Annotated in this window: 18 protein-coding genes and 1 pseudogene; 10 read left to right on the top strand and 9 right to left on the bottom strand. The window is 70.6% G+C overall.

What is annotated here, in order from left to right:
- Positions 1 to 221: 221 nt before the first annotated feature.
- The 9 genes from ACFRMN_RS36775 to ACFRMN_RS36735 all read right to left on the bottom strand — a co-directional run bounded on the left by ACFRMN_RS36775 (position 222) and on the right by ACFRMN_RS36735 (position 8,985).
- Positions 222 to 1,430, bottom strand: a complete 1,209-nt coding sequence (locus tag ACFRMN_RS36775; RefSeq protein WP_383028407.1) for a phosphopentomutase — start codon at positions 1,428 to 1,430, stop codon at positions 222 to 224.
- A 12-nt stretch (positions 1,431 to 1,442) separates the two neighbouring features.
- The gene (locus tag ACFRMN_RS36770; RefSeq protein ID WP_383028404.1) at positions 1,443 to 2,603 is read right to left on the bottom strand and encodes an alanine racemase; all 1,161 of its coding nucleotides are present in this window, start codon (positions 2,601 to 2,603) and stop codon (positions 1,443 to 1,445) included.
- Positions 2,604 to 2,605: 2 nt separating this feature from the next.
- Complete coding sequence (locus ACFRMN_RS36765; RefSeq protein ID WP_383028402.1) at positions 2,606 to 3,706, bottom strand: aminotransferase class V-fold PLP-dependent enzyme; 1,101 nt, start codon at positions 3,704 to 3,706, stop codon at positions 2,606 to 2,608.
- A 1-nt stretch (position 3,707) separates the two neighbouring features.
- On the bottom strand, positions 3,708 to 4,691 hold the full coding sequence (locus ACFRMN_RS36760; RefSeq protein ID WP_383028399.1) for a phosphotriesterase: 984 nt from the start codon (positions 4,689 to 4,691) through the stop codon (positions 3,708 to 3,710).
- A 45-nt stretch (positions 4,692 to 4,736) separates the two neighbouring features.
- Positions 4,737 to 6,104, bottom strand: a complete 1,368-nt coding sequence (locus tag ACFRMN_RS36755) for a YhfT family protein (RefSeq protein WP_383028397.1) — start codon at positions 6,102 to 6,104, stop codon at positions 4,737 to 4,739.
- Between the two features lie 34 nt (positions 6,105 to 6,138).
- Positions 6,139 to 6,495, bottom strand: coding sequence for a DUF2620 domain-containing protein (locus ACFRMN_RS36750; RefSeq protein ID WP_383028394.1), 357 nt, complete (start codon positions 6,493 to 6,495; stop codon positions 6,139 to 6,141).
- Between the two features lie 34 nt (positions 6,496 to 6,529).
- Positions 6,530 to 6,916, bottom strand: coding sequence for a PRD domain-containing protein (locus tag ACFRMN_RS36745; RefSeq protein ID WP_383028392.1), 387 nt, complete (start codon positions 6,914 to 6,916; stop codon positions 6,530 to 6,532).
- A gap of 158 nt (positions 6,917 to 7,074) precedes the next feature.
- Positions 7,075 to 8,013 (bottom strand): GntR family transcriptional regulator YhfZ, encoded by a 939-nt coding sequence (gene yhfZ / locus ACFRMN_RS36740; RefSeq protein WP_383028389.1) that lies wholly within the window; start codon positions 8,011 to 8,013, stop codon positions 7,075 to 7,077.
- A gap of 87 nt (positions 8,014 to 8,100) precedes the next feature.
- A complete protein-coding gene (locus ACFRMN_RS36735; RefSeq protein WP_383028386.1) occupies positions 8,101 to 8,985 on the bottom strand; it encodes a class I SAM-dependent methyltransferase in 885 nt (294 codons plus the stop codon).
- Positions 8,986 to 9,187: 202 nt separating this feature from the next.
- Between ACFRMN_RS36735 and proS the strand changes: the two genes are divergently transcribed.
- The 10 genes and pseudogenes from proS to lepB (ACFRMN_RS36685) all read left to right on the top strand — a co-directional run bounded on the left by proS (position 9,188) and on the right by lepB (ACFRMN_RS36685) (position 17,278).
- Positions 9,188 to 10,603 (top strand): proline--tRNA ligase, encoded by a 1,416-nt coding sequence (proS, locus tag ACFRMN_RS36730; RefSeq protein WP_383028384.1) that lies wholly within the window; start codon positions 9,188 to 9,190, stop codon positions 10,601 to 10,603.
- A 274-nt stretch (positions 10,604 to 10,877) separates the two neighbouring features.
- The gene (locus ACFRMN_RS36725; protein WP_030351743.1) at positions 10,878 to 11,471 is read left to right on the top strand and encodes a hypothetical protein; all 594 of its coding nucleotides are present in this window, start codon (positions 10,878 to 10,880) and stop codon (positions 11,469 to 11,471) included.
- Between the two features lie 210 nt (positions 11,472 to 11,681).
- Positions 11,682 to 12,128, top strand: a complete 447-nt coding sequence (gene rpsP, locus ACFRMN_RS36720) for a 30S ribosomal protein S16 (RefSeq protein ID WP_129772198.1) — start codon at positions 11,682 to 11,684, stop codon at positions 12,126 to 12,128.
- A gap of 2 nt (positions 12,129 to 12,130) precedes the next feature.
- The gene (locus ACFRMN_RS36715; RefSeq protein WP_030351741.1) at positions 12,131 to 12,370 is read left to right on the top strand and encodes an RNA-binding protein; all 240 of its coding nucleotides are present in this window, start codon (positions 12,131 to 12,133) and stop codon (positions 12,368 to 12,370) included.
- Positions 12,371 to 12,477: 107 nt separating this feature from the next.
- On the top strand, positions 12,478 to 13,092 hold the full coding sequence (rimM, locus tag ACFRMN_RS36710; protein ID WP_383028418.1) for a ribosome maturation factor RimM: 615 nt from the start codon (positions 12,478 to 12,480) through the stop codon (positions 13,090 to 13,092).
- Entirely contained in the window at positions 13,092 to 13,913 is an 822-nt protein-coding gene (gene trmD / locus ACFRMN_RS36705) for a tRNA (guanosine(37)-N1)-methyltransferase TrmD (RefSeq protein ID WP_383028382.1), read from the top strand. Before rimM ends, trmD begins: the two co-directional genes overlap by 1 nt.
- Before the next feature lie 129 nt (positions 13,914 to 14,042).
- On the top strand, positions 14,043 to 14,393 hold the full coding sequence (gene rplS / locus ACFRMN_RS36700; protein WP_129772195.1) for a 50S ribosomal protein L19: 351 nt from the start codon (positions 14,043 to 14,045) through the stop codon (positions 14,391 to 14,393).
- Between the two features lie 71 nt (positions 14,394 to 14,464).
- Positions 14,465 to 15,304, top strand: a complete 840-nt coding sequence (gene lepB / locus ACFRMN_RS36695; protein WP_383028379.1) for a signal peptidase I — start codon at positions 14,465 to 14,467, stop codon at positions 15,302 to 15,304.
- Positions 15,297 to 16,317, top strand: a pseudogene (gene lepB / locus ACFRMN_RS36690) (signal peptidase I); the annotation flags it as partial. The gene lepB (ACFRMN_RS36695) and the pseudogene lepB (ACFRMN_RS36690), both read left to right, overlap by 8 nt.
- Positions 16,289 to 17,278 (top strand): signal peptidase I, encoded by a 990-nt coding sequence (gene lepB, locus ACFRMN_RS36685; protein ID WP_383028415.1) that lies wholly within the window; start codon positions 16,289 to 16,291, stop codon positions 17,276 to 17,278. The pseudogene lepB (ACFRMN_RS36690) and the gene lepB (ACFRMN_RS36685), both read left to right, overlap by 29 nt.

Here is a 17,278-nt window from a genome sequence, read left to right as displayed (position 1 = left end):
AGCACGCGCGAAGCGCGGTGACCACGCGACGGAGTCGCAAATCGATCGCAGCGCAGTCCGGACACGCACCTCCGCAGGCCCCGGCCCCCGGCACCCACGCGGACCCGCACTCGAAAACCGGCCCGGCCGAAGGCCACCCGCACCCACGCGGACCCGCAGTCGAAAACCGGCCCCGCCGAAGACCAACCACGCCCACGCGCACCCGCACACGAAAACCGGGCTCAGCCCGAGACCACCTGCCCCCCGCGCGCACCGAGGCGCAGCCACGCCCAGGCGTCCGCTCCCACCGACGCCAGCGTCCCCGCGTCCGCCCGTACCTCCGGGCCCGCGCCCTGTGGGCTGTACGTCAGGACCGGGACGTATTCGCGTGTGTGGTAGGCGTGGCCGATCGTCGGGTCGTTGCCGTGGTCGCCCGTCACCGTCAGCCGGTCGCCCGCCCCGGACAGCAGCCCCAGCAGCGCCGACAGCCCCGCGTCGGTCTGCTCCAGGATCCGGCCGTAGCGGTCGGTGTCCTGCTGGTGCCCGGCGAGGTCCGTCTCCTGGACGTTGGTGACGATCAGCCCGTCGCCGGGCGCGCGTACCGCCTCCAGCGTGTGCGCGAGGACATCCGCCGTCGCGACGGCCGGCCGCCGTACGGCGGCATCGCACGCCAGGATGTCCGCCGCCTTGCCGACCAGCGTCACCGGGACGCCCGCGCGGGCCGCCAGATCCGGGAGCCGGCGGGTGTGGTCGATGTCCGCGCCCAGGTGCTGGACTTGGAGTCCGCCGTTGCGGTAGAAGCCGCTCGCCGGGGTGTCCAGGCCGACCGTGCCGCCGTCCCCGTCGCGTACGTACGCGCTGAGGGGCCCGTCCGCGTGGCCGCCGACCGCGATGACGCGGGCGACGGGCGCCACGGTCCGTACCGTACGGGCGATCGCGAGGATTCGGTCGAAGGGCAGGTCGTCCAGGCGGCCCGAGGCGTTCCAGTTGATGCCCGGGTCGGCCTCCAGGTTGTCGTGGACGAGTACCGCGCCGTCGACGAGGAGCAGGGGACGGCCGTCGAGCGGTTCGGCCCGGTGGCCCGCCGCGGACAGGGCCGCGATCACCGCGGGGAGGTGGTCGGCCAGCCGGGCCACCGTGACGTGGCTGAAGTCCGCGCCCATCATGGTCTGGTGGCCCGCGTACGTGTCCGCGCCCGGGTAGCCGAGCGCCGCGCGGCCCGCGGTCACCGGCAGCCGGGTGGACCTGGCCAGGTCGGGGTGGGGATGGACCAGGCCGAGGCCCAGTTGTCCCAGCGCGGGCAGCCGCAGCGGGCGGCCCAGGGACGCGCGGCAGTGGTCCAGTACATGCCCGCAGGTGTCGGCCGCGACATCGCCCGGCCGCAGCGCCCCCGCGTCCGGCATCGCGCCGATCCCGAATCCGTCGATGACGAGGATGACGGTCTTGCTCATGGCGGTGGCTCCTTACAGGGCCCGGCCCCGCGCGTCGTACAGGCCGGTCAGCCGGGGTTTCCCGGTGGAGAGGCCGGCGACGACCGCGACGGTCGAGCGGGTGACGAAGATCTGCGTACGGAAGGCGAGTACGGCGGTGTCCCCGGCCCGCACCTCGCCGGCCGGGGGTGCGTCAAGCAGGCGGTAGTAGTCGATGTTCTCGGCGGGGGCGCCCTGGACCGGAAGGCGCAGACCGGTGCGCGGCAGCAGGGCGGTGCGGATGCCGGCGCGGCCGTAGAACCCGCCGCCGTACAGCGCGGGTCGGCCGTCCGCGAGAGTGTGGGCGACCTCGCTGACGTAGACGTAGGCGGGCCGTTCCGGCTGGTGCGGGTCGATCGCGTGGAGCGGGGTGGTCCCGGTGAGGCAGTGGCCGGGCTCGCCGTGGGTGGCGCCCAGTTCGGCCAGCAGAGGCAGGGTCGCCATGGAGGTGGCGCTGGGGGCGCTGAGCGCGACCGGGTGGTGGCCCCGGGCGGTGAGCAGTTCCCTTGCCTTGAGGGCGAGTTCGAAGTTGGGGGTGGGGGCGGGCAGGCCGGTGGCCGGGTCGCACAGGACGCAGGGGAACGCCGTGACCCCCGCGATACGGATCGACGGCAGCTGTTCGGCGGCGGCCGCGAACTCGTCCAGCGCGTCGAGGGGTACGCCGCCTTCCTGGCCCGGGTAGACGGAGCCGGGGACGCCTTCGAGGCGTACGAACACGTCCTGGACGAAGCCCAGTTCACCGGCGGCCTCCGAGACGGCCCGCGCGTTGGCGAGATCGAAGACGGTCACCGCCTCGGGCCGCCAGGCGAGCATCTCGGGGAGGTCGCGGCGGGGGATCTGTACGAGATGGCCGAGGTTCCCGGCCCCTGCCCCGGCGGCGTGCAGGGTGCGGGCCTCGGAGGGGTCGATCGCGGCGAACCGGGGGATGTGCCGGGCGACGGCCCGGATCAGCTCGGGGTTGCGGCCGAACTGTTTGACCACGAACCACAGCGAGAGCCCCAGCCGCTCGGCCTCGGCCGCCAGCAGCGCGGCGTTGTCCTCGACGGCGTCCGCGTCCATGACGTACGTGTCGGGCGGGATGGCACCGGAGCGGTGCAGCGCGGTCGCCGTGTCGACGAGCGCGGGGTTGCGGGTGAGGACAGTGTCCAGGAACACGATCAGCCCTTCAGGTCGTGCAGCGAACGGCGGAGGATTTCGATCACGAGATCGGCTCCGGCGCGCATGGGGTTGATCCGTACGGTCCAGTCGGCGAGTTCGGGGGCGTCATCGAGCGACGAGCTGGACATCCGGTAGACGAGCGGCGCGATCTCGTAGCGGGAGTTGGAACCCACGGGGTAGGGCGCGGCGCCGTGCCGCGCGGCGACGGCGGGCAGCTCACGGGCGACGGGGCGATCGAGCCGTACCAGCAGACAGCGGTCCTGGGCGTTGGCGATCCGTACCTCGGCGACGCCGGGCACCTCACCGGCGGTGAGCCGCTTCGCGATCTCCGCGCCCACTTGGGACTGGAGCGCCCACAGGACGGGGACGTGGGTGAGGGCGCGCAGCGCGTCGAGCGCCTGGTGCCCCTGGACCTGTCCGCCGCCCGAGTAGTTGTCGGCGCGGATCCGTGCGACGAGATCGCGGGTGCCGACGACCGCGCCGACGCCTTCGGGGCCGTGCAGTTTGAAGAGGGAGAAGCAGGAGGCGTCCGCCCCCAGTTCCACCCCGGAGGCGGGTACGCGCATCACGGCGTAGTTGTCGTCGACGACCGTACGGACGCCGGCGGCGCGGCAGTCCGTGAGGACCTCGCCCGGATCGTAGGAGTCGGCGAGCCGCTGCCGGCTGTGCTGGACGTACGCCCAGGAGAACGCGCCGGACTCCAGGGCGCTCCGCAGCGCCGTACGGTCGTTGAGGTCGACCTCGGTGGTGCGCACCCCGAGGCCGCGCAGGGTGACGGCGGTCGTCCGGTAGACCGGGGCCCGGTGGATCAGCAGCGGGTCACCGGGGGAGAGGGCCGCGCCGAGCGCGGCGCGGATCGCGCCCGTACCGGCGCCCTGGACGAGCGCCGCGTCCTCGGCGCCGAAGTAGTCGGCGAGTACGGCCTCGACGCGCGCGGTCGTACGGGGGCGGCCGAGCCCCGGTACGACACCGGCGTCCGCCTCGAAGAGCTGAGGTCCCTCGAAGTGGGCCGCGGTGCACTCCAGGAGCCGGAACTGCCGCCGGGCCGCGTCCTCCAGGGTGACGGTCGCCAGCGGGAAGGTCCGCGGGAGCACGGGCATCTCAGATCTCCTCGGTGTCGGTGTCGGTGTCGGTGTCGATTTCGGCCGCGGAGTCCGTGTCGGCGCCCGTCAGGAAGCGCAGCGGATTGCGCCGGGTCATCAGGTCGATCAGGTCGTCGTCCACGCCCGCCGCGCGCGCCTTGGGCAGGAAGGACCGGAAGACATGCCCGTACCCCTGGCCGCCCTCCGACTCCAGATAGCCGTGGCGCGAGATGTCGCAGCTGAGCAGCACGCGGTCCGCGTGACCGGCGTCCAGCAGGGCGAGCAGCAGCCGCAGCCGCGTGTCGTCGCTCTGATAGGACTCCTTGCCGACGGTGTCGAAGGCGACATACGCGCCGCTCGCCGCCAGTTCGCGGTGGACGGCGGGATCGTCCAGCAGATCCTGGTGGCCGATGGAGATCCGGTGCGGCGCCAGGCCCGTACCGGTGAGCAGTTCGAGCTGGGCGAGTCCGCCGCGGCCGAGCTGGGCGTGGGTGGCGACCGACAGACCGGTCGCGACGGCGGCGTGCGCCGAGGCGAGCAGCGCGCGGCTCTCCGGCTCGCTGGGCCGGTCGCCGTGGCTGCCGATCTCGCCGAGCACGCCGGGGCGGATCCCGGTGGAGTCGAGCCCGTCGGTGATCTCCTGGACCAGGGTCGCGGTGAGCCGGTCGACGGGCGTGCCGCCGATCTCGTCCCGGTGGAACGGCTCGTAGTACCAGCCGGTGGCCGCGACCACCGCGACCCCGGACTCCTCGGCGACACGGGCCAGGGCGCGCGGGTCGCGGCCCATGCCCCGGCAGGTCAGCTCGATGACCAGGGAGAGCCCGAACTCGGCACGCAGGGCGGCCAGCTCGGAGGTGACCGCGGCCAGATGGCGCCCGGGGTCGAGGACGGCGGCGCGGTCGCCCGTACGGTCGAGATCGAGGACGAGATGTTCATGGGAGAGGGCCGGGCCGCGCACGGCGGAGACGGGCAGCGGCCCGGCGACGGTGGTGAGATGAGGCATGAGTGGGGGTGCCTTCCTGGCGGGTCTGTCCGGCCCGTCGCGGGGTCAGCCCTTGACGGGGGTGAACAGGTCCAGCCAGTAGAGGATGTTGAGGAGAACGCCGCCGACGATGACCGCCGCGGGCGCCGCCGCCATCCGCACCACGGGCCTGCCCATCGCCTCGTTGAGGAGATAGAGCCCGCCGACGATGAGGATGGCGAGTCCGCCGCCCATGACATTGGCCGCCAGCAGTGAGCCGAAGAGGATCGCCAGTTGCAGGGTGTCGGTGATCGCGCTCCGCAGATGCTCGGAGGAGTCCCGCACGCTCGGCAGCTTGCCAAGGACCCTGCCGATGGCGGACAGGGCGAGCACTTCGAGGGCGAAGACCAGGGCGCCGACGACGGCCGCCAGGATCGGGTTCGGCATCAGATAGCCGATGGGGTAGACGAGCGTGAATCCGGCGATGCCGTACGCGCCGGACGCGAGGGCGGTCGTCGCGATCAGCGGGATGAAGCCGAAGACCCGGTAGAAGTCGACCTGCGCGGCCTCGCTGTACTGGCCCTTGGCGATCAGGAAGCTGGTCGCCTCGCCGCCGCCGAAGATATGCATCTGCGCCAGCACACAGACTCCGGCGCCCAGCACCATGAACAGCGGCAGATACCGGCGCAGTCGCAGCGCGCCGGCGCTGAAGAGCGAGGCCATCGGATCGTCTCCGGTCGCCACGGACTGTCCCGTACCCGAGGTCTCCTCACCGGCCGCCAGCGCGGCGGCCCGGTCCTCCTTGCGCTGGAGCAGGTCCTTCCGTACGGCGAAACCGATGAGCAGCAGCACGCCGGCCGCCATCGCCAGGGAGCCGGCGAAGACATTGGGCCAGAGCTTCATCGTCATGATCACGAGCGCCAGTTCCAGCACGGCGGCCAGTCCGCCGCGCAGCCGCCCGAACTGCTTGGTGATGGCGAGCACCGGGAAGAGCGTGAAGAGGAAGAGGATCGGCGTCGACATCTGCTGCATCGCCGTCAGGAAGTCGACGGGCAGATCGTGTGCCACATCGTTGGCCCCGTTGAGGCCGAAGACGACCACCGCGCCCCAGGCGCCGCCGAGCAGCGGCGCGAGCCACTTCCTCGGCGCGAGGATGCCCAGGATGTCGGTGGGGAGGAAGAGCAGCCAGGGATTGAGCACACCGCTGGACAGCGCCATCGGGGCGCCGAGGCCGAAGATGAAACCCGCCGAGAGGCCGAAGGAGACCGCGGTGGTGGCGGTCCGCTTGGAGCGTCCCTGGATGAAGTCGAGCATGAAGGGGCGTACGCCATCGTTGAACACGGCCAGCGCCATGTGCGAGATGAAGGCGGTCAGCGCGCACAGGGCTATGACGAAAAGTTTCTGCGTCAGCGAGAAGTCCAGACTGGTACTCGCTGCGAGGACGGTGCTGCTCACGGGGTCTCTCCTCAGGTCCCTGGCAGGTCTTCGGTCAGCCGCGCGCGGCGATGGCGCGGGCCATGATCGGGGCGATCACGTCGATCTGGTCGATGGCGAAGCCGAAGACCTTCTTGCCGTCCGCCAGCAGGGCGGCGACCTCGTTCTCGGCGGGGACATGGCGGCCGAAGGTGTGGCAGAGCGGCCGGCCCAGGAGGCCGACCAGGATGCCGAGGGAGGCGCCGGCGCCGGTGTGACAGGTGCCGAGGTAGTAATCGGCCTGCCCGGCGCGGAGTTTCATCGCGGCGTCCATGTCGTTGGAGATGGTGATCTCCAGGCCGTCGAGGCCGAGTGCGGAGACGGTGTTCGCGACCTCGGTCTTGCCGACGCCGCCGGTGAGGATCTTCGTCATGGCTGGGTCCTTCGCGCTACGAATGGGATGAGACCTACGAGTGGTGTGAGGCGGGGGAGTTCTGGGCCAGTACGGCGAGATGCAGGCCCAGGAAGTTGATCTCGGAGTCGGGAAGCGGGGCGCCCAACTCCCGTTCGGCGCGTACGGAGACCGCGCGGGCCCGGGCCACGGCCTCGGGATGTCCGGCCAGTTCGGCCGCCACCTGCTCGTCGGTCCTGAACTCCTCGATCGGCGCGCCGTCGAGCAGCCGGTTGAGAGCCATCATCAGATGGCTGGTGAGCATGCCCGCCGTGGCCTCGGTGACGGTATGGCCCTCGGCGGCCAGGGAGTTCAGCTCCTCGGTCACGAACGCGGCGACCTCGGGCCTGACCTGGCCGCTCTCGCGGAACAGCTGGACGCGGAGGGCGAGCTGGTCGTCCATGGTTGTCCTTTCCTTCGATTCCTTCGATCCAATTCCTTGGGTCCGACTCCTTGGCGCGGTCCTCAGGTCCGGCGATAAGACAGTAACCAGGATTTTGTATTTTGAGCCGACGCGTCAGCTCCGGGGGTGTCCTTTCGCGCGGGCGGGCGGGGGCGGGGTCAGTACGAGGGCGTGCGTTCACCGCGCAACACCTCGGCCTGGAGGGTGGTGACGACCGACAGATCAAGGGACTCACGTACGGCGCCGAGCGCCTTCGCCCCCTCCGTCCTGCCGATGATCGCCGCTCTGGAGTTGCGCAGGGACAGATCGCGGGTGACCTCGTCGCCGAGCGGCAGGACGTCCACGCTCATACCGAGCAGCCCATGCACCTCATCGAGGTTCCAGACGGTGGCGTCGGCCAGATTGTGTTCGAACAGCTCGCGCAGCTGCATGTACGACGCCTCGATCCACTCGATGTCCGAGCGCCCGGCGAACGCGCGCTCGGCGAGCATCCGTTGATCCTCGGAGGCGTGGTCGACGGCGACGCGCAGCCCCGGGGTCTCCGGGTCCGAGCCGCGCCGCAGCAGCAGTCCGTGCGCCCCGACATAGGTGGCCGGGCCCAGATCCGCGACCAGCTCGACGGGATGGTCCTCGATCAGCCGGTCGGCGGCGAAGCGGGAGAGGACGACAAGATCGACCTTGCCTTCGAGGAGCGCGGTCGTACGGGCGCCGGCGCCCCGCATGAAGGTGATCGCGAAGGGCGCGCCGGCCTCCTCGAAGGCGGAGCGCAGCCCGGTCGCCAGCCCCTCGTACCGGCGGGAGTACGGCAGCGGCATCGCGGCGAGGAGCGTGCCGAGCCCGGAGAGCCGCCACAGTATGGAACGGTCCGAGCGGACGAGGAAGGTGCCGAGGTGGCCCCGGGCCGTCGTCTCGATCGCCTCGGCGTTCTCCAGCAGTTGGAGCGCGGCCTGGACGGTGCCGTTCCCGACGCCCAGTTCCACGGCGAAGTCCCGCACGCGCGGCAGCCGGGTCTCCGGCTCGTGGTTCAGCAGAAGAACCGCCAGCTGCCGGGCCGCGAGGCCGTTGCGGGTCAGGAAACGCTCGTCAAAGCCAGTCACGAATGAGACAGTAAACAGAATTCTGGATACTGTCCAGGGTCCCGCCCGGGTCCGTTTCCGGGCCGAACGGCCGGGCCGGGGGTGGCCTCAAGGGGTCCGGGCGATCAAATACCGGAAGACATTCGGCATCCAGACCGTGCCATCACGGCGCAGATGCGGATGAAGCGCCTCGCTGATCTCCTTCTCCACCAGCCGGCGGTTCGTTGTCCGGATCGCGCCGTCGAACACCCCCGTCGACAGCAGGCCGCGGACCGCGCTCTGCTGGTCCGCGTACCCGAACGGGCAGGCCACCCGCCCCGAACCGTCCGGTTTCAGACCGGCCCGCGCCGCGACCTCCTCCAGATCGTCGCGGTGCCCCGGCCGCCCGGCGTCGTCCTCGCGCGGACGGTCGCTCAGCCGGCCCGCGACCCGCAGCACGCCGTCCGTGGCGCAGCGCTCCGGCGGACCCCAGCCCGCGAGCACCACGGGCGTGCCGTGCCGGGCCAGGGGTATCGCCTCGTCGAGCGCGGGCCCGAGCCCCTTCGCGTCGCCCGCCACGGAGCCGATCGGCTGGAAGGCGGTGATCAGGTCGTACGGTGAACGGCCGGGCCCCGGCGCGGCGTCGGCCATCCGGTCCACCGGCAGCAGCGTGCCCGTGCCGGCCGCGCGGTCCGCCCGGCCGTCCCGCTCCGGATCGGCGCGCAGCCGCTCGCGGGCCAGTGCCAGCCGCGCACTGTCGGAGTCGACGCCGGTCACCCGCGCACCCCGCGCGGCCGCGAGCAGCAGGGCGAGCCCCGACCCGCAGCCGAGACCGAGCACCCGGGTCCCGTTGCGGACCTCCAGCCGCTCGTACACCGCTTCATAGAGCGGCACCAGCATCCGTTCCTGGATCTCGGCCCAGTCGCGGGCGCGCGCGCCCGCGTCGGCGAGAACCCCCGGTGCCGTGCCCGGGTGCGCGAACCACTGGTGCTGCCGGCCGAGCGTACGTGTCATGGATAGCGCCCCAATCCGCCGAGGTCGGTCGTGCCCTGATGGACAGCCCCCCGTGTACGTGCGCGCGTTCTTCCCCCGTATGCCAGAGAACTCCGCATCCGTGCCCGCGTCCAGTGGGCGGCGGGCAAAGCGTGCATGCACCGGGCGTGCGCCCCCGCGCGCATGGCCGGTTCCTTTCGCCCGAGCCCGTACCATGCCCGCCATGGCGAAGGCACCTGTTCTCACGCCACGGGCGGACGACTTCCCCCGCTGGTACCAGGATCTGATCAACAAGGCCGAACTGGCCGACAACGGGCCGGTACGCGGCACGATGGTGATTAGGCCATATGGGTACGGTCTGTGGGAGCGGATGCAGCAGGAGCTGGATGCCCGTATCAAGGCCGCCGGCGCCTCGAACGCGTACTTCCCGCTCTTCATCCCGCAGTCGTATCTGACCCGGGAGGCGGCGCACGTCGAGGGTTTCGCGCCCGAACTGGCGGTCGTCACCCACGGCGGCGGCAAGGACCTGGAGGAGCCGGTCGTCGTACGGCCCACCTCCGAGACGATCGTCAACGAGTACTTCGCCAAGTGGGTGCGCAGTTACCGCGATCTGCCGCTGCTGATCAACCAGTGGGCCAATGTCGTCCGCTGGGAGATGCGCCCCCGCGTCTTCCTGCGCACCACCGAATTCCTGTGGCAGGAGGGCCATACCGCCCATGCCACCTACGAGGACGCCAGGGACTACGCCGCGCACATCCACCGGAACGTCTACGCGGACTTCATGACCGAGGTTCTGGCGATCGATGTCGTCCTGGGCCGCAAGACCGCGCGCGAGCGCTTCGCCGGAGCCGTCAACACCCTGACGCTCGAAGGGATGATGGGCGACGGCAAGGCCCTCCAACTCGGCACGAGCCATGAGCTGGGGCAGAACTTCGCACGGGCCTTCCACACCCGGTATCTGTCGAAGGAAGGCACCGAGGAACTGGTCTGGCAGACCTCCTGGGGCGCCTCGACCCGGATGGTCGGCGGACTGATCATGTCGCACGGCGACGACGACGGGCTGCGCGTCCCGCCCCGTCTCGCCGCCGTACAGGCCGTCGTGCTGGCCATCAAGGGCGACGAGCCGGTCCTGGCCGCCGTCCGCGAGACCGCCGACCGCCTCCGGCTCGCCGGCGTCCGTGTCCAGGTCGACGACCGCACCGACATCCCCTTCGGCCGCCGGGCCGTCGACTGGGAGCTCAAGGGCGTGCCCGTACGGATCGAGATCGGCCCGCGCGACCTGGAGAACGGCACCGCGATGCTCGTACGCCGCATCCCGGGCGGCAAGGAGCCGGTGGCCGTCGAGGCCCTGGCCGGGCTGCTGCCCACGGTCCTGGAGGACGACCAGGCGCTGCTGCTGACGGAGTCCAGGGCGCGCCGCGAGGCCCGTACCACCGACGTCTCCACCGTCGAGGAGGCCGCCGAGGCCGCCGCCGCGGGCGGCTGGGCACGCATCCCCTGGGCGACGCTGGGTGCCCGGGGAGAGGCGGCTCTCGCCGAGCACGGGGTCTCCGTACGGTGTCTGGTCGCCGAGGACGGGGCGGTGCCGGAAACGGATGATGAGGCGGGTAGTGTCGCCATTGTGGCCCGTGCGTATTGAGCGCATCCGTCACCAGGAGTCCACCGAGTCCCCTGCGCGGTCGTTCGCGCGGCGAAGCTCCTCTTACAAGAGGAAGCGCAGGTGTACGTAGATCGTCTACGCGTCGAAGCGTACGAGTCGCTACGTACCACCTTGGTAGGAGCTGTGAGACTTCTCCGCAGATCAGCGCACCCGCCCTCGTCCGGACGCATCAATGGCAACTGACGGGTACGTGCAAATTATTTGGGATGCCCCGTAATGGAACCCGGGAGGGCTCCGGCTCGTTGTTCACGACGTGAGCACGACACCACCTGTTCTCGCCGCAGAGCTGGCGCAGGCGTGGGCCGATATTCAGCGGTCCCACCCCGAGCTGCCGGATCTTGCCGCGCCAGAGTCCCTGATCGGAGAGTCGTCGTCCGCCTGTGGCGCCGAGCTCTCTTTCGAACGACTGCTTCACGAAGCGGTCCACGGCATCGCCGCGGCCAGAGGTGTCCGCGACACCTCGCGGGCGGGCCGCTATCACAACCGCCGATTCCTGGCGATCGCCGAGGAGATGGGCCTGGACCATCCCGAGGAGCCGCATCCCAGCAGCGGTTTCTCCCTGGTCTCGCTCAGCCCCGAGGCGAAGCGCCGGTACCGCCCCACCATCGAGCGATTGCAGCGCGCCCTCAAGGCGCACACGGTCGCGACGGCCGCCGACACGAAGCGCAGCTTCCGCGGTCCGGCCGCCAGACACGGCTCGTCCGGCGGCGGGGTGCGCGTCAAGGCGGTCTGTGACTGCGGCCGGAACGTACGGGTCGTACCGTCGGTCCTCGCCCAGGCTCCGATCGTCTGCGGTGGCTGCGGCAAGCCCTTCCGCATCCCCGAAGTGGTCGGTGCCGCGGGCTGAGTCACCGGCCGCCCCGGCCGCTCCCGGCCCCTGCCCGCCGCCGCGTCATGCCCGGTCGCGGTCGTATGGCAGAATGACCAGCTGTACTCGACAGTCGCACAGGACCCCTCTCTCCTCCGGCTGACGCGTCCATCGGGCGGATCGGGTACCGCAACCCCACGCGGCATCCCGTTGTGCCCAACCACGTCAAGACCAGGAGACACCACTCCAGTGGCAGTCAAGATCAAGCTGAAGCGTCTGGGCAAGATCCGTTCGCCTCACTACCGCATCATCGTCGCCGACTCCCGTACCCGCCGTGACGGCCGGGCCATCGAGGAGATCGGTCTGTACCACCCGGTGCAGAACCCCTCGCGCATCGAGGTCGACTCGGAGCGCGCGCGTTACTGGCTGTCCGTCGGCGCCCAGCCGACCGAGCCGGTTCTCGCGATCCTCAAGCTCACCGGTGACTGGCAGGCGCACAAGGGCCTGCCGGCCCCCGCGCCGCTGCTCCAGCCGGAGCCGAAGGCCGACAAGCGCGCCCTCTTCGAGGCCGCCGCTAAGGACGCCGGCGACGAGCCCAAGGGTGAGGCGATCACTCAGAAGGCCAAGAAGTCCGACAAGAAGGCCGACGAAGCCGGGACCGAGTCCTCGGCCGCCGCCGAGTCGACCGAGGCCTGAGCATGCTCGAGGAGGCTCTCGAGCACCTCGTGAAGGGCATCGTCGACAACCCGGACGAAGTGCAGGTGGCCTCACGCAACCTGCGCCGCGGCCGTGTGCTGGAGGTCCGGGTGCACCCGGACGACCTCGGCAAGGTGATCGGCCGCAACGGCCGCACCGCGCGTGCTCTGCGGACCGTCGTGGGCGCCATCGGCGGCCGTGGCATCCGTGTCGATCTCATCGACGTGGACCAGGTCCGCTGAGAACAGCAGAACACCGGCAGGGGCCGGGAGGGCCACGGCCTTCCCGGCCTTCGCTGTTTCCGGCGCGTGATCGTGACGCGTGATCGTGACAAGAAGGTGGAGTGTCAGTGCAGTTGGTGGTCGGGCGGGTGGGCCGCGCCCATGGGATCAAGGGTGAGGTCACCGTAGAGGTACGTACGGACGAGCCCGAACTGCGGCTCGGCCCCGGCGCCGTACTCGCCACGGAACCGGCCCAGGCCGGCCCGCTGAGGATCGAGACGGGCCGGGTGCACAGCGGCAGGCTGCTGCTGCGCTTCGAGGGTGTACGCGACCGTACGGGCGCCGAGTTGCTGCGCAATGTCCTGCTGATCGCGGAGGTCGACCCCGAGGAACTTCCCGAGGATCCGGAGGAGTTCTACGACCATCAGCTGATGGACCTGGATGTGGTGCTGGCCGACGGCACGGAGGTCGGCCGGATCACCGAGATCTCGCATCTGCCCTCGCAGGACCTGTTCATCGTGGAGCGGCCGGACGGCAGCGAGGTGATGATCCCCTTCGTGGAGGAGATCGTCACCGAGATCGACCTGGAGGAGCAGCGGGCCGTCATCGACCCGCCGCCGGGGCTGATCGACGACAGGGCGGAGATCGCCTCCGGCCGGGACGCCGACCCCAGCGGCGAATCCACCACCGGCGAGGACGCCGCGACTGGCGGGGACACCGCGACCGGTAGGGACGGCGGCTGATGCGGCTCGATGTGGTCACGATCTTCCCGGAGTATCTGGAGCCGCTGAACGTCTCACTCGTCGGCAAGGCCCGCGCGCGCGGCCGGCTCGACGTCCACGTACACGATCTCCGGGAGTGGACGTACGACCGGCACAACACGGTCGACGACACCCCGTACGGCGGCGGCCCCGGCATGGTCATGAAGACCGAGCCCTGGGGCGACGCGCTGGACGACGTCCTGGCCAGCGGCTACGAGTCGGGCGCCCATGGCCCTGTCCTGGTCGTCCCCACGCCCAGTGGCCGCCCCTTCACCCAGGAACTGGCCGTCGAACTCTCCGAGCGGCCCTGGCTGGTCTTCACCCCCGCGCGCTACGAGGGCATCGACCGCCGCGTCATCGACGAGTACGCGACCCGGATACCGGTGGTCGAGGTCTCCATCGGCGACTATGTGCTCGCCGGCGGCGAGGCGGCCGTACTGGTGATCACGGAGGCGGTGGCCCGGCTGCTGCCCGGTGTGCTCGGCAACGCGGAGTCGCACCGCGACGACTCCTTCGCCCCCGGCGCGATGGCGAATCTGCTGGAGGGCCCCGTCTACACGAAGCCGCCGCAGTGGCGCGGGCGCGGGATCCCGGATGTGCTGCTCAGCGGCCACCACGGAAAGATCGCGCGCTGGCGGCGGGACGAGGCGTTCCGGCGTACGGCCCTCAACAGGCCCGATCTGATCGAGCGTTGCGACCCCGCGTCCTTCGACAAGAAGGACCGCGAGACGCTCTCCATCCTGGGCTGGGCGCCGGAGCCCGGTGGCCGATTTTGGCGCAGGCCCGAGGCCATGGAAGAATAGGCCGCTGCCGTACGTCCGGCGCGCGCCCCTGCCACAGGGGGAACGACGCCCGCCCGACGCGAACGGCACCTCGGACTCTCTCTCGATATCCGCTGATGACCTGTGGCATCAGCGAGGAAGCAGACCTTCATGGCCAGCCTGCTCGACGTCGTCGACGCCTCGTCGCTCCGCAGCGACCTCCCCGCTTTCCGTCCCGGTGACACCGTGAACGTTCACGTACGTGTCATCGAGGGCAACCGCTCCCGTATCCAGCAGTTCAAGGGCGTGGTCATCCGCCGCCAGGGTTCCGGTGTCCGTGAGACCTTCACGGTCCGCAAGGTCTCCTTCTCCGTCGGCGTGGAGCGCACCTTCCCGGTGCACAGCCCGATCTTCGAGAAGATCGAGCTCGTCAGCCGCGGTGACGTCCGTCGCGCGAAGCTGTACTACCTCCGTGAGCTGCGCGGCAAGGCCGCGAAGATCAAGGAGAAGCGCGACAGGTGAGCCCCGCGGTGTCCGGGTCGGCTCGGGCACGCACCCGGGTCCACGGGACCGCCGGATAAGATCTGGCCCCGATGGACACCGAAGAACGGCAGACGGAGCGCGATCGCTCTTCCGTATCCCACGACGGGACGGAAGAGGGATCGCGCTTCGCGCGTTCCTCCCGGCGGCTCTCCGGACTTCCCGGGCTGTCCGGGGTGCCCTGGGGCAGGACGGGCCTGCTCGGGCTCGCCTGCGCCGTTTTCGCGCTGCTTCTCAGCAGTTTCGTGGTGCAGCCCTTCCTGATCCCCAGCGGGTCGATGGAGCCCACCCTCCAGGTCGGGGACCGGGTGCTCGTCAACAAGTTGGCGTACCGTTTCGGTACCGCGCCGGAACGCGGTGATGTGGTGGTCTTCGACGGCACCGGGTCCTTCGTCCAGGAGCCGCCGGAGGAGAACCCCGTCACCGGGCTGCTGCACGGGGCGGCCGCGGCCCTGGGTCTCGCCGCACCCGCCGAGACCGACTTCGTCAAGCGTGTGGTCGGTGTGGGGGGTGACCGCGTGGTCTGCTGCGACAAGAGGGGCAGGGTCGAGGTGAACGGCCGGGCTGTGGACGAGCGGTATCTGTACGCCGGCGACGCCCCCTCCAGCGTCCCCTTCGACATCGTCGTACCCCAGGGCACGCTCTGGGTGATGGGCGACCACCGCGGCAATTCGCGCGATTCCCGCGACCACCTCGGCGACCCCGGCGGCGGCATGGTGCCCGTGGACAAGGTCATCGGACGGGCGGACTGGATCGGCTGGCCGCTGGGCCGCTGGAGCGTTCTGGAGCCGACAGAGGCCTTCCACGACGTACGGGACCCAGGAGGCGCGGTGGCTCCGGGAGGCACGGTGACCCCGGCGGACGCGGGGACCCCGGGCGGTGCCCATGGGTAAGCGGGGGCGTCGCCCGAGCCATGGGGCGGACACCCGGCTGCCGACCGGCTCCCGGCCCACCACCGGCCGGACGCTGCCGGGGCGCGCGGAGCGCCGAAAGCTCGCCCGCCGGGTCAAACAGCGCCGTCGCAGGTCCGCGGCGAAGGAGATACCGCTGCTCATCACCGTGGCGGTGCTGATCGCGCTGGTCCTCAAGACATTTCTGGTGCAGGCGTTCGTGATCCCCTCGGGATCGATGGAGCAGACGATCAGGATCAGCGACCGGGTGCTGGTGGACAAGCTGACGCCGTGGTTCGGCTCGAAGCCGGAGCGGGGCGATGTCGTGGTCTTCAAGGACCCCGGCAACTGGCTTCACGACGAGAAGCCGCCGCCGGACGACTCACCGGTCGTGATCAAGCAGGTCAAGCAGGCGCTGACCTTCATCGGACTGCTGCCGTCCGCCGACGAGCAGGATCTGATCAAGCGCGTCGTCGCGACCGGCGGGGACACCGTCAAGTGCTGCGACCGGGACGGCAAGGTCACCGTCAACGGCACCCCGCTCACCGAGCCGTATCTGAACCCCGGGAACGTGCCCTCCACGATCCCCTTCGAGGTGAAGGTGCCGGCCGGACGTATCTTCGTGATGGGGGACCACCGGTCCAATTCGGCGGACTCGCGCTTCCATCTCCAGGAGGCGGACAAGGGGACCGTCTCGGAGGACGAGGTCGTGGGCCGCGCGGTCGTCATCGCCTGGCCGGTCGGTCACTGGCGGCGACTGGAGGAGCGGGAGACGTACGCCTCGGTTCCGGACCCGCGCGCCACGCCGACGACGGCACTGGGGCCGTCGGTGTCGCCTAGTGTGTCTTCCCAGGATCTGAACGGATTGATCCGGCTCCCGAGCCCTGCGGAACTCCCGCTCGTTATGGGAGTGGTGGGCCTGTCCCGACTCCGGGGCAGGCGATCGCACGGAGTAATCGCACGGAGTGAGGAGTGGATGTGGGGGATGTGGCGGTCGGCGCACGATCCGGACACGATGATCCCGAGGAGGGACACGAGCAGCTCGCCGAGTCGCCCGAAAACGTGACGGACCGGCCGATGGAACGCGGAAGCGGGTCCGGCGGGACCCACGGGTCCGGTGGGGTCCACGGGTCCGATGGGGTCCACGGGTCGGGTGGGGTCCACGACGGCGACAAGGACGGCGACAGCGACGGATCGGACGCGAGGAAACCGCGCTCCTTCTGGAAGGAGCTGCCCCTTCTCATCGGGATCGCGCTTCTGCTGGCGCTTCTGATCAAGACTTTCCTGGTGCAGGCGTTCTCGATCCCCTCGGACTCGATGCAGGACACCTTGCAACGGGGCGACCGGGTGCTGGTGGACAAGCTCACTCCCTGGTTCGGCTCCGAGCCGGAGCGTGGTGAGGTCGTCGTCTTCCATGACCCGGGCGGCTGGCTCGACAACACCCAGGCACCCGAGCCGAATGTGGCGCAGCGGTTCCTGAGCTTCATCGGGCTGATGCCGTCCTCCGAGGAGAAGGACCTGATCAAGCGGGTCATCGCGGTCGGCGGCGACACGGTGGAGTGCAAGAAGGGCGGAAAGGTCCATGTCAACGGGGTTCCGTTGAACGAGACCGACTACATCTACCCGGGCAACACTCCCTGTGACGACAAGCCGTTCGGGCCGATCGACGTGCCCAAGGGCAGCATCTGGGTGATGGGTGACCACCGGCAGAACTCGCTGGACTCCCGCTACCACCAGGAGCTGACCGGAGACGGCACGGTCTCCAACGACGAGGTCGTCGGGCGCGCGTTCGTGGTGGCCTGGCCGGTCAACCGCTGGTCGCTGCTTCCGGTCCCCGGCACGTTCGACCAGTCCGGGCTGAGCGCGGCGGCGTCGGTGGCCTCGGCCGCGGCTCCGGGGGCGCTGGGCCTGGCCGGAGCGGTGCCGTTCGTACTGTGGCGCCGAAGGAGGCTGACCCGGGGGCGTACCGCCGGGTAG

This window comes from Streptomyces sp. NPDC056835, assembly GCF_042789485.1.
Lineage (GTDB): Bacteria > Actinomycetota > Actinomycetes > Streptomycetales > Streptomycetaceae > Streptomyces.
Note: the sequence above shows the minus strand (reverse complement) of the source record. Positions and strands in the feature narration are given on the sequence as shown.